The 11,828-nt window shown below is 57.1% G+C and carries 10 protein-coding genes; 9 read left to right on the top strand and 1 reads right to left on the bottom strand.

Features of this window, described 5'->3' with window-relative positions:
- Positions 1 to 382 precede the first annotated feature (382 nt).
- The 7 genes from IEX10_RS19710 to IEX10_RS19740 all read left to right on the top strand — a co-directional run bounded on the left by IEX10_RS19710 (position 383) and on the right by IEX10_RS19740 (position 7,753).
- Positions 383 to 1,399, top strand: coding sequence for an ABC transporter substrate-binding protein (locus tag IEX10_RS19710; protein ID WP_188679007.1), 1,017 nt, complete (start codon positions 383 to 385; stop codon positions 1,397 to 1,399).
- 71 nt (positions 1,400 to 1,470) lie between these two features.
- Positions 1,471 to 2,298 carry an ABC transporter permease gene (locus IEX10_RS19715; protein WP_188679008.1) on the top strand — a complete coding sequence of 276 codons (828 nt, stop codon included), beginning with the start codon at positions 1,471 to 1,473 and terminating at the stop codon, positions 2,296 to 2,298.
- 5 nt (positions 2,299 to 2,303) lie between these two features.
- The gene (locus IEX10_RS19720; protein WP_188679009.1) at positions 2,304 to 3,092 is read left to right on the top strand and encodes an ABC transporter permease; all 789 of its coding nucleotides are present in this window, start codon (positions 2,304 to 2,306) and stop codon (positions 3,090 to 3,092) included.
- Entirely contained in the window at positions 3,089 to 4,153 is a 1,065-nt protein-coding gene (locus IEX10_RS19725; protein ID WP_188679010.1) for an ABC transporter ATP-binding protein, read from the top strand. The genes IEX10_RS19720 and IEX10_RS19725 overlap by 4 nt, the downstream gene beginning before the upstream one ends.
- The gene (locus IEX10_RS19730) at positions 4,153 to 5,472 is read left to right on the top strand and encodes an amidohydrolase family protein (protein ID WP_188679011.1); all 1,320 of its coding nucleotides are present in this window, start codon (positions 4,153 to 4,155) and stop codon (positions 5,470 to 5,472) included. The genes IEX10_RS19725 and IEX10_RS19730 overlap by 1 nt, the downstream gene beginning before the upstream one ends.
- Before the next feature lie 32 nt (positions 5,473 to 5,504).
- Positions 5,505 to 6,875, top strand: coding sequence for a M20/M25/M40 family metallo-hydrolase (locus tag IEX10_RS19735; RefSeq protein ID WP_188679013.1), 1,371 nt, complete (start codon positions 5,505 to 5,507; stop codon positions 6,873 to 6,875).
- Positions 6,872 to 7,753 (top strand): nucleoside hydrolase, encoded by an 882-nt coding sequence (locus IEX10_RS19740; protein ID WP_188679015.1) that lies wholly within the window; start codon positions 6,872 to 6,874, stop codon positions 7,751 to 7,753. The genes IEX10_RS19735 and IEX10_RS19740 overlap by 4 nt, the downstream gene beginning before the upstream one ends.
- A gap of 106 nt (positions 7,754 to 7,859) precedes the next feature.
- Here IEX10_RS19740 and IEX10_RS19745 read toward each other — a convergent pair whose 3' ends face one another.
- Positions 7,860 to 9,029, bottom strand: coding sequence for an amidohydrolase (locus IEX10_RS19745; RefSeq protein WP_188679017.1), 1,170 nt, complete (start codon positions 9,027 to 9,029; stop codon positions 7,860 to 7,862).
- Positions 9,030 to 9,097: 68 nt separating this feature from the next.
- On the opposite strand from IEX10_RS19745, the gene IEX10_RS19750 reads away from it, so the two are divergent.
- Positions 9,098 to 9,745, top strand: a complete 648-nt coding sequence (locus IEX10_RS19750; protein WP_188679019.1) for a phosphoribosyltransferase — start codon at positions 9,098 to 9,100, stop codon at positions 9,743 to 9,745.
- Between the two features lie 60 nt (positions 9,746 to 9,805).
- Complete coding sequence (locus IEX10_RS19755) at positions 9,806 to 11,650, top strand: adenine deaminase (RefSeq protein WP_188679021.1); 1,845 nt, start codon at positions 9,806 to 9,808, stop codon at positions 11,648 to 11,650.
- The last annotated feature ends 178 nt before the right edge of the window (positions 11,651 to 11,828 follow it).

The raw sequence follows: 11,828 nt of genomic DNA on the forward strand, positions 1-11,828 counted from the left end.
ACTGCCAAACCTAGTAAGTATTCGATAAAAAAATCTCTAAACGATATAAGAATCAACCTAAAGCCGCCCAAAAGGGGCGGCTTTTGACGTTCTAAAAAGAAAAAATCTTTCCCTTACCAGATTGCCGAGAATCGCATTTCGGCTGAGCCGCTTTTTTTAAGCCGCTTGTTGCACCGGCCTGAATTTTTTACGCAGGACCTTACTGCATAAACCTGATGTTGCTCGTAACTTGTCGCTTACATGCGTAAGTTGAACACAGGTTAAGCAAATTGGATTTAAAGCAATTAACACGGGTAATCGCCTAGGCCTGTATCTTGCCTTGACCGAAATACCGGATATGCTGAGGCGCATCTGCTTAACTTGCAATTTAAAAGGAAATTCGATGAAGCTTGCTCTCTTGACTGCCACCTGTGTCGCGGCACTCGCAACCACTGCTGCCCAGGCCGAAACATTCACTATCTCGTGGTGGGGGTACAACGGCGAAAAGCTTAAAGCGAATATTGTGGAGCCATTCGAGGAAATCTGCGGCTGCGAAGTTGTGTTCGAGACCGGAAACAACTCCGATCGCCTAGGCAAACTGCAAGCGCGTGGCGGTAAAGGGGTGGATGTGATCTACCTGACGGACAGCTATTCCCAGTTGGGTGTGGAAGCGGGCACATTTATGAAGCTGGATCGTTCGCGGCTCCCTAATATTGAAAATCTCTATGAGCTCGCGCAAGATCCTCAGGGCGGATACGGACCGGCCTACAGCGTCGGGCGTGCTGGTGTGGTGTACGATTCTGCGACGGTCGAACCGATCACATCCTGGAACGACCTGTGGCGCGATGATTTGAAAGGCAAGGTAACTCTGCCGGGCATCACAACGACGGCTGGTCCTATGGTTGTGGTTCAAGCTGGTAAAAAAGCCGGTGTTAATGCGTTTGAAGATGCCGACGGTGCTTTTGAAGCGATTGAAGCGCTGAAGCCAAATTCGGTGAAGAACTACAACACGGGTTCCGAAATGGTAAACCTGATTTCCACAGGCGAAGCTTCGATTGCGATTGCGCAGGATTTCACCCTGTCTTCCTTGCAAAAAGCTGTGCCGACCATGACATGGGCCACGTTGGAAGACGGCGATATTGCGACCCTGAACACTGTGAACATTCCAGTGGGCGCCGAGAAAGTTGATTTGGCTTATAAGTTCATCAACTTCGTACTGTCCAAAGAAGTTCAACAGGTTAACGCAGAACAGGGTGTCGATGCGCCGGTTCACACTGGGGTTGAACTGACACCAGAGCAGGCTGCGATTTGGACTTATGGTCCAGAGGCTATCGCGAAGCTGAACCAGATGGATTACGCCAAGATGAACGCGGCGAAGATCGACTGGATCGACCGCTGGAATGAAGTCTTCGGGTTGTAATATTTTAACAGCATCGTTTATGAGGCGGAGCATCCAAATATGCTCCGCCTTTTCTTTTCAAAGGAAGTCCAATGTCTAACCGCCTGCGCGCATGGCTGCTTGCGACACCGGCCATATTACTGGTCTTTATCTTTCTCGGGCTGCCGGTTTTGGCAACCTTTGCCACCACGTTCGGGGATCCGAAGGGGCCGTTCTCGACCTATGCCGCGTTCTTTAATTCTCGCTTTCGTATGACCGTTCTGTGGCGCACGATGGAGGTGGCTTTGATCACCACTATTATCTCTGTCGCGATCGGTTTTTGCACGGCTTGGGTTGTCGCCCGCATGCCTGGACGGATCAAAAGCTTGCTGATCATCGCGGCTGTTTTCCCCTTGTTGACCGGCGTAGTTGTGCGGTCTTTCGCGTGGCTGGTGATACTGGGCAAAAACGGCATTCTGAACAATTTCCTCCTGAGTATCGGCGCCATAGCAGAGCCCTTGTCCATGCTGTACACGCAAGGATCGGTGATCGTGGCGATGGTTTATCTGTTTGTGCCGCTGATGATTCTGACACTTGTTGGTGTTCTGGAAGGCATTCCGCAGGATATGACCGATGCGGCGGCGTCCCTTGGGGCGACCCCTGCGGCGGCGTTCCGGCAGGTTGTCTTGCCGATGGCGGTTCCCGGACTGATCGTCGGGGCGGTACTGGTGTTTACCGGATCGTTCACATCCTATGCGACGCCGCAACTTCTGGGGGGCGAGCGTCAGATGATGATGGGGACGTTCCTTTACCAACGGGCGATGGTCACATTTGACTGGGTTGGAGCATCTACCATTGCGGCTGTGATGGTTGTGGTGACGCTGACTACGGTTCTGGTGATGTCCAAAGCGGCCCGCAAACTGAATCCGATGGCAGGGTAAGTATTATGAAAACACGTATTCACCCTGTTCTGATCGTTCTGACGGTTCTGACGTTTCTGTTCCTTCTGGGGCCGCTGGTCGTGATTATCGGCTCTGCGCTGTCCGACACGACGTATCTGACGTTTCCTCCCCAAGGGCTGACGCTGCACTGGTTCGCCAATATCTTTGAGATTTCGGCCTTTACCCGCACGATGGGCACGTCCTTTATGCTGGCAGTCGGGGGGACGACCCTTTCGATGCTGATCGGGATTCCGGCCGCCTATGCGCTGGCGCGCTACCGGATCGAGCTGCCGGCCTTTTTGGGCAACGTCTTTGTGCTGCCGATCCTGATTCCGGAAATCGTGCTGGGCTTTTCGTTGATGAAATCACTGGCGAGCGGTATCGGCCTGCCGATTACACTGGCGCTGTTGGTTGGCCATGCGTTGATCGTTCTGCCCTATACGGTGCGGGTGGTCGGGGCATCGCTGAACAGTTTTGACTTTTCCATCGAAGAGGCCGCCGTGTCCCTTGGGTGCCCCCGCATCAAGGCGTTTTTCACCGTGGTCCTGCCCAACATTCGCGCAGGTATCATTGCCGGATTCATCTTGGCCTTTATTACCTCCCTTAACGACGTTTCGATTTCGATCTTCTTGACCGGACCCGGCGTCTCCACTCTCCCGATCCAGTTGCTGGCCCACATGGAGCAGTTCTTCGATCCGACAATCGCGTCGGTTTCGGTTCTGCTGATGGGTGTCACAGTCGCCGTAATGGCTGTGGTTGAACGGACCCTTGGACTTACTTTCCTGACAAAATGACCCAATCTCTGACACTTGAAAACATCAACGCCCACTATGGCACCACGCAGGTGCTGGAAAATCTGTCGCTGCATATCGCTGAAGGAGAGCTGGTTTCACTGCTCGGGTCTTCTGGCTGTGGCAAAACAACCACGCTGCGTTTGGTAGCGGGCTTTCTTGAGCCGACCTCCGGTTCCATCAAACTCGGTGATCGCGATCTGACGCGGTTGCCAGCCCATTCGCGGGATATTGGTCTGGTGTTCCAAACCTATGCATTGTTTCCGCATCTTACAGTGCGGGACAACGTGGGCTTTGGCCTGAAGCAGCGAAATATTTCCGCCGCCGAACGTAAAAAACGTGTTGATACGATGATCGAACGGGTCGGGCTGGGCGAACTGGCCGACCGGCACCCAGCCAATCTGTCCGGTGGTCAACGCCAGCGGGTTGCACTGGCCCGCGCGCTGGTGATTGATCCACCACTGCTGATGTTTGATGAGCCGCTTTCAAACCTAGATGCAAAACTGCGGGTGGATATGCGGGTGGAAATCCGGCGCCTGCAACAGGCCAACGGTACCACGGCGCTTTACGTGACACACGATCAGGAAGAAGCGTTTTCGATTTCGGATCGGGTGGCGATTATGAAGGGCGGCAAGATCATGCAGCTCGATACGCCCGAGGTTCTTTATTCCCAACCCGCCAATGCCTTCGTTGCGGATTTTGTCGGCTTTGACAACATGATCGAAATGGAAGCGGTGGCCGAAGCTGGCGATGCGGTGCGTGCGCAAATGGCCGGCGGTGTGCAGATCGATCTGCCCAAAAGCCAGTTCACCATTCCGTCGAAGAAGTTCCTGTTCGCGACCCGTCCCGAGGGTCTGTTGGTCGAACCCGAATCCACTGGTTCGGGTATTCCGGCACAGCTGGGGATGCGCACCTATATTGGTCGTGCCTACCAGTATCATTGCGAAACTGCAGGCGGGATTGTGATGGCGAACGGCCCACAGGCAACACCGCTTGAAAGCGGAAGTGCTGCGGTACTTGTGCCTCAGCCGGAGCAATGCTGCCTGCTACCGACAGAGTCCTGATGTCTGTCATCGCAAATGCCCGTATTCTGACGATTGACGGGCAGATGAGCGAAATAGAACGCGGCTGGATCGCGTTCGACGGGGATAGAATCACAGCACTCGGCGCAGGGAATGCGCCGGGTGATCGCGGTCCGGTACTTGATGTGGATGGTGATTTGATCATGCCGGGCATGGTCAACCCCCACTGCCATATGCCCATGACCCTGTTTCGTGGTCTGGGCGAGGATGTAGACGACAGGTTGTTCCGTTATATCCTGCCGCTGGAACGCGCCCTTGTTACAGAAGAAGTTGTGGCCGTGGGTGCCGAACTCGCCGCGCTGGAACTGATCCGCGGTGGTGTCACCACGGTTGCGGATATGTATTACTTTGAGGATCGCATCGGCGCGGTTCTGGATCAAAGCGGGTTGCGGGGCGTGGTCGGCCAGACCATCGCCAACTTCGACGCCCCTGATCACAAAACGTTTGACGAGGCGTTTGCCCGTCTTGATGCGCTGGCTGATCTTTATAAAAACCATCCGCGTGTCACCGCTTCGGCGGCGCCCCATGCGCCATATTCTACCGGACTTGACGGGATGATGCGGGTGGCAGAATGGTCTGCCGCCCACCCCGATCTGCCCGTGCAAATGCACTTGGCCGAAACGGAACCGGAACTCGCGTGGGCGAAAGAGAACCACGGTTGCACCACGGTCGAGGCTGCGGATCGCGCAGGTCTGCTAACCCCGGCTCTGGTGGCGGCCCATGTGATGTACCCGACCGAATCCGATATGGATTTGATGGCAGAGCGGGGCGTTCATGTTGCCTACAACGCGCGCTCCAACGGTAAGGCAGGGCGGGGCATCGCCCCGATTACTGCGCTGCGGGACCGTGGCATTAAGGTCGGAATCGCAACAGATGGGCCAATGTCGGGCAATACGCTCGATCTGTTTTCCCAGTTTGGGCCTGCCACCATGTTCCAGAAAATCGCCGGTAAATCCCGTGGTATCCTGCCTTGCACTGATGTTATCCGCATGGCCACGATCGAAGGGGCTGCAACACTGCGGATGGCGGATCATATTGGATCGCTAGAGGTTGGCAAACAGGCCGATCTTATCCGGATTTCGCTGAGTGATCCCCGTCTGCATCCGATCTATGACATATATTCCATGCTGGTCTACGCCACGCTGCCCTCTGATGTGACCGGGACAATGGTGGCGGGAAACTGGCTGATGCAGGACCGGCAGAGCCATACGATAGAGGCCGATAAGGCGCTGTCCGATGCATTGCAGGTGGCCAAACAGTTCAAAGCGCGGATTGTCGAGATCGACACCGCCGCCGATTAAATATTTACAGTAACTAAAGACAGAGGCAGAAAATGACCGACACGCTCTCCCATATCGACGCAACAATGGATGACCGTCTGGCGCGTCTGTTCGATTTCATCCGCATCCCGTCCGTGTCAACCGATCCGGCCTTTGCGCCCGATGTGGCCCGCGCGGCGGAATGGCTGGCCCAAACACTGCGGGATATGGAGGCTGATGCGTCCGTGCGCGAAACTGTCGGCCATCCGATGGTTGTTGGACATCTGGATGGCCCAGCGGATGCGCCACATGTGTTGTTTTATGGCCATTACGATGTGCAACCCGCTGATCCGTTGGAACTGTGGAACACCGAACCGTTTGAACCGCAACTGGTTCCGGTTGAGGGCGATACCCATATCGTCGGGCGCGGCGCGTCTGATGACAAAGGCGCGTTGATGACCTTTGTTGAAGCATGCCGCGCTCTGATCGAAACAAACGGCAGCCTGCCCATCCGCGTCAGTTTTCTGTTTGAAGGGGAAGAGGAAAGCGGCTCCCGCTCGCTTCCGGGTTTTCTAGAAAAAGCAGCGGATGAACTGGCCTGCGATGTGGTTCTGGTGTGTGATACAGATATGTGGGACCGCGAAACCCCTGCCGTGACCACCATGTTGCGTGGGCTGGTCGGGCAGCAAATGACCATTCAAAGCGGTGATCGTGATTTGCACTCCGGCATGTTCGGAAACGCAGCAGCCAATGCGCTGACGGTGATGTCGGAAGTGCTGGCTTCCTTGCGCGATGCAAAGGGGGGCGTCGCGATTGAAGGTTTTTACGACGGCGTGCAAGAACTGGCCGAAGAAACCGCCGCCGAATGGGCCGCTTTGCCGTTTGATGAAGCAGGGTTTCTCGAAAATGTCGGACTGAAAGTTCCCGCAGGAGAGGAAGGCCTCCCCGTTCTGCATCAGGTCTGGGCCCGCCCGTCCTGCGAAATTCATGGCGTTTGGGGTGGGTACACCGAACCCGGTTTTAAAACGGTTATTCCGTGTGAAGCGCACGCGAAACTGTCTTTCCGTCTGGTGGCCGGACAAGACCCCGAGAAAATCCGAACGGCGTTTCAAGAACATGTGCGGGCAAAACTGCCTGCGGATTGCAGCGTTACTTTCTCTGACCACGGCCTGTCTCCGGCTTGGGCGATGGATCGGGAAAACCCTTATCTCGCGCCAACGCTTGCGGCTCTTTCGGATGAATGGGGGCGCTCTACCACCTGTGGGACCGGCGGTTCGATCCCTATTATCGGGGCGTTGCGGGATAAACTGGGGGTGGATGCCCTGTTGGTCGGCTTCGGGCGGTTCGACAATCGCATCCACAGCCCGAACGAGAAATACGACCTTTCCAGCTTTCGCGGCGGTATGCGGTCTTGGGTGCGCATCATCGAGAAGCTGGGCGCATGACCATAATAATAGACACAGATCCTGGCATAGATGACGCGATTGCAATCCTTTACGCGCTGAACCATCCCGATCAGGAGATCACAGCGTTAACCACGGTTGCAGGCAATATCGGCCTGTCTGTGACAACCCGAAACGCGGGTCGGATTTGTGCGTTGGCGCAGGTGAAAACGCCGGTTCATGCGGGCGCGGCGGCACCTCTTGGCAAAGAGGCCAACCCCGAACTTGGCATTCACGGCAATGACGGTCTGGGCGGCGTGGTGTTTCCCGAACCGCTCGCCCCACCGACAAGCGAGGATGCCGTCGGTGCAATGGCGGCGATTCTGCTGGCCCACCCGCCGCAAACTGTGGATCTGTTCTGTCTCGGACCGCTGACCAATCTGGCCTTGCTGCTCGATCGCTCACCCGAGGCTGCAAGTCGTATTTGCAAGGTTATCGCAATGGGCGGCGCGGTGAATGAGCCAGGAAACGTGGGTCCGAAAGCGGAGTTCAACATCGCCCATGATCCCCATGCAGCAGCTGCCGTATTCGCGGCGGGGCTGCCTTTTACGCTGATCCCGCTGGATGCGACGCGACAATTGCGAGCAGATAAAACCTACATTAAGGCGCTTCGGGATACGGGTGCCACGCCCGCCATTGCGTCCGCAGAATTGATTGATGCCTATTTCGCCGCGACAAACGGCGCTGAGAGCCGTCCGCTCCACGATCCTTGCGTGCCTTTGCTGGCGCAGCACCCGGAACTGTTTACGCTTCAAGACCGAAATCTGTCAGTTGATCTGGAAACCGGAGCTTTGGTGGCGGGCGATCACACGGTTAAGGTTGCGATGGGCGTGAACGCGGAAGGGGCCCGCGCCGCGCTGTTGCAGGGGTTGTCGTGCTAAGGCACTGGCTGGGCTGAGAGTTCAAATGAATAAAGCTGCCACCTTAACCCGATCTTCATCACTGGGGATTATTCCATCAAGGAAACAGGGTAAGGTGGCAGGCGCTTTACACCAGTTCTTTGGCGATGACGGCGCACCAATAGGCGACACCGTGGGGTATGCAGGCATCGTTAAAGTCATAGTTGGTGTTGTGGTGCTGCCCGTTCTCGCGGGTTTCTCCCATACCCAACCAGACGTAGGCACCGGGAATCCTTGTGCCAAACTCGGCAAAATCGTCCCCTGCGGTGGATGGCGGAAATTGTGTGCGCATGTGGTCTTGGCCAAGGGCGGCCACAGCGGCTTGCTGCGCGATGGCGGTCGGGGCAGGGGCGTTCACCACCGGCGGAATCCGGCGGATGAAGGTATAATCCGCTTCGATCCCGAATCCGGCCGCGACACCTTTGGCGTGGCGTCCGATGGCGTCATCAAGCTGGTCACGTACCTCGGCGGAGTAGGCCCGCGCCGTTCCGCCGATGCGGACAACATCGGGGATAACATTCAGCGCGGCAAAATCGCCAGCCTCCAGCGCGCAGGCAGACACCACTGCTGGTTCCAGCGGATCAACTTCCCGCGCGACAATGCTGTGGAGTTGAGACAGGAAAACGCCCGCCGCCGTGACCGCATCGCGCCCCTGATGGGGTTTCGCCCCATGGCTGCCGATACCTCGGAAGTTTACTTTCCAACTGTCCGAACTCGCCAGCTGCGGCCCTTCCACAGCTGCGACCACTCCCAGATCCAGCCCCGGCATATTGTGCAGCCCATAGGCCGCATCCACCGGAAACCGGTCAAGGAACCCATCATCGAACATCGCCTTGCCACCGCCGCGCCCTTCTTCGGCAGGCTGAAAGACGAAATGCACGGTGCCGGAAAAAACGCGGTCCACCATCGCTTCGGCCGCACCCAACAACATAGTGGTGTGACCGTCATGCCCGCAGGCGTGCATTTTACCCGCGACTTTGGACGCATAGGGCAGCCCAGTTTCTTCCGGCATCGCCAGCGCGTCCATATCCGCACGCAAAGCAATCGCGCGATTGCCATTGCCCTTGCGCAAAGTCCCCACAACTCCGGTACCGCCGATACCCGTTTCCACCTCCAGACCCGCAGCGCGCAAACGGGCCGCAACGATTTCTGCTGTACGGTGCTCCTCAAACCCCAGTTCAGGGTGGGCATGCAGATCGCGGCGCAATTCGCTCAGTTCGGCAAGGGTGGTCGGGTCCATCAGGGCGGTATCCGGCATAAACAAGTGTCCTTTCAATTTGGACGCAAACCTACGGAAATCCCGCAGGCAGACAAGGAGAAAGCAGCATGAGAACCGACGTATGGCAAAGCCTGCACAGTGATTTGGCTGAAGGCGTGCAGCCAGACAATGAAACCTACGCCGTGCCATTTCGTGACAACACCATCCTGCTGCCGATCCGCGCCCTTGCTGATGGCGAACGGGGCGTGGCGTCCCTTATCCTCAATCAGGCGAGCTTTACCGTGCTTGATGCGCTGGCTGATGGATTGGCCACCCAGCTTAAACCCCATGCGCCGGATGTGATAATCTCTGTTCCGACCCTCGGCCTACCGCTTGGTGAGGCCGTGGCAAGGCGGCTCGGTCATTCGCGGATGGTGCCACTCTCGACCTCGCGTAAGTTCTGGTATGAGGAATCGCTTTCGGTGGATATGTCCTCGATCACCTCGCCGGGGAAGGGCAAGCGCCTTTACCTCGATCCGCGCATGGTTCCCCTGTTGCAAGGGCGCGTTGCGGTGATCGATGACGTTTTGTCCTCGGGCAGTTCCATCGCCTCGGTTCTTAGGCTGTTGGAGGTGCTTGATATCACCCCGACAGTGATTGGTGCTGCAATGTTGCAGGGCGAAAGCTGGAAAGATCACGTTAAAGCATGTCCCGTGGAAGGCGCGTTCGCTACGCCGATCTTGCGTAAAACGCCGGACGGCTGGTCCCCCAGCTAACGAAAAAAGACACATACAATTCCGGGCGGTCCAAAAGCGCCCCATCGACAGGAGGCTCCCATGGCCGGAAACATCGACTTTGACACAGAAATAGAGTTGCGCAAATCGCTCGTGCAGGTGGCCTTGGGCCGCAAACCGGCGGATGTATTACTACAGGTCGGGCGGTTGCTGGACACAGGCACCGCCAGCTGGATCGAAGAGGCCGACATTGCCATCGCAGACGGGCGGATCGCTTTCGTTGGCCCGCGTGGCAGTTATACTGGCACGGCTGCGAAAACGGTTGATCGCAAACACCTTGCAGCGGTGCCGGGACTGGGAGAGGTGCACAAACACATCGAAAGCTCCCACATTACACCAGAGTATGAAGCCGCATTGGTCCTGCCCCGTGGCAACACGTGGACGTGCGAGGCCAGCCACGAGCTGTCCAACGTATTGCCCAAACAGACGTTGGAGTTCTGGCTCGCCGCGCGCGGGGCTGGTTCCCCGCTAAAGATTTTTCCGTTGCCCGGATCGGCAGTGCCCCCGACAGGGTGGGAACATGGCGCCCATCTGGACGGTGTGGATCAGTCCGGTTTCATGCAAAGCCCGATGACAGCGGGGCTGGATGAAGTCATGGACTGGCCTGCTATTACACATGCGGACAATCCGGGCCACGCGCGACTGTGGTCCATGATCGGCGCCACTATGAAAGCACGCGGCGTGGTGGAAGGCCACGGGGCAGGGTTGCGGGACCTGCCCGACATCAATGCCTTTGCCGCCGCCGGCCTTGCCTCCGATCACGAGGCATGGACCGCCGAGGAGGCCTGGGACAAGCTGCGCCGCGGCTTGTTTATAGAGATCCGCGTTCATACCATGGATGATATTATCAAAGGGTTAATCGAACGGGGATTAAAGGACTGGAGCCAAGTCGCCGTCACCACCGATGACCGCAGCGCGACGGATACACTGCGATTGGGGGCGTCTGATTATAACGTGCGCTGTGCGATCAAGGCTGGTCTGCCGATGGAGATCGCGGTGCAGCTTGCCACGATCAATCCGGCCCGCCATATGCGTCTGACCCCGTGGGTCGGCAGCGTGACACCGGGCCGGTTTGCCGATCTGGTGCTGCTGGATGATACAGAACAGTTCTCGATTGCCGAGGTCTGGGCCGACGGTCAGCAGGTTTCACGCGGCACAGAATATCTGTTGAAGCCGGTTCAGATCGACTGGCCCGATTGGGCGCGCAACACAGTGAATATAGGTAGAGACCTCTCAGCTGAAGATTTCGCCATCAAAGCCAAGGCAGGCCGCACCACCATGCAGGCCCCCGTTCTGCGCCCGTTTCACTGGAGCGACGACGTGCCTATCCGCACCCTGCCGGTAGAAAACGGAATGGTGCAGCGCGATGCGGCGCAGAATATTAGTAAATTCTCAATCATTGACCGCTACTCCGGTAAGGGGGAGGTAACCAAGATGTTCTGGCTCGGTTGCGGGCCAAGGGACGAAGATACTGCTCTGTGCTGTTCTATGGGGCATGACAAACACAACGTCTGGTGCATCGGCTCGTCCGATCAGGCAATGGCGAAGGCGGTCAACGCACTGGCCGATATGGGCGGCGGTTGGGTGCTGGTCCATAAAGGAGAGGTCACAGCTCGGGTCCGCTATGAAATTGCCGGCCTGATGACGGCCCGCCCCGCCGAGGACAATGACGCGGAGATGCGCGTCCTCTATAAAGCGGCGGAAGCGGTCGACTGGATGTACGAACCGTCTTTCCATCCCCGCTGGCAACCGGGCTTTCCCGAACGGCTCGCAATTGCGACCCTCACTTGCGCCCCGTGGCGCTGGAACCTGATCGCCAAGAGCAAACATGCTCCGGAAGGGCTGATTCACGTCGTAACCGGCGAAACCCGCCCCGTAGTCTTCTAGGAATCGCTGCTGATTCCGGTTTTCTGCTTTCCGAGTCGTTGGTGACTGGTGTGATTCCGTTGGATTCGAGTCGGATTTTGGGGTGATTTGGGTGTGTTGGGTGTGTGATGCGGGTTTTGGGGTGTTTGTGGTTGGTTTTGGTTGGTTGGGTTTTGGTGTTTTGAAGTGTTTAACGCCC

The organism is Neptunicoccus cionae (genome assembly GCF_014643735.1).
In the GTDB taxonomy this organism is placed as follows: Bacteria; Pseudomonadota; Alphaproteobacteria; order Rhodobacterales; family Rhodobacteraceae; genus Amylibacter; species Amylibacter cionae.

Coding starts and splice junctions, on each gene's coding strand:
- IEX10_RS19740 (WP_188679015.1), top strand. CDS start 6,872: ATGACCATAATAATAGACACAGATCCTGGCATAGATGACGCGATTGCA.
- IEX10_RS19710 (WP_188679007.1), top strand. CDS start 383: ATGAAGCTTGCTCTCTTGACTGCCACCTGTGTCGCGGCACTCGCAACC.
- IEX10_RS19745 (WP_188679017.1), bottom strand. CDS start 9,029: ATGCCGGATACCGCCCTGATGGACCCGACCACCCTTGCCGAACTGAGC.
- IEX10_RS19730 (WP_188679011.1), top strand. CDS start 4,153: ATGTCTGTCATCGCAAATGCCCGTATTCTGACGATTGACGGGCAGATG.
- IEX10_RS19735 (WP_188679013.1), top strand. CDS start 5,505: ATGACCGACACGCTCTCCCATATCGACGCAACAATGGATGACCGTCTG.
- IEX10_RS19715 (WP_188679008.1), top strand. CDS start 1,471: ATGTCTAACCGCCTGCGCGCATGGCTGCTTGCGACACCGGCCATATTA.
- IEX10_RS19750 (WP_188679019.1), top strand. CDS start 9,098: ATGAGAACCGACGTATGGCAAAGCCTGCACAGTGATTTGGCTGAAGGC.
- IEX10_RS19720 (WP_188679009.1), top strand. CDS start 2,304: ATGAAAACACGTATTCACCCTGTTCTGATCGTTCTGACGGTTCTGACG.
- IEX10_RS19725 (WP_188679010.1), top strand. CDS start 3,089: ATGACCCAATCTCTGACACTTGAAAACATCAACGCCCACTATGGCACC.
- IEX10_RS19755 (WP_188679021.1), top strand. CDS start 9,806: ATGGCCGGAAACATCGACTTTGACACAGAAATAGAGTTGCGCAAATCG.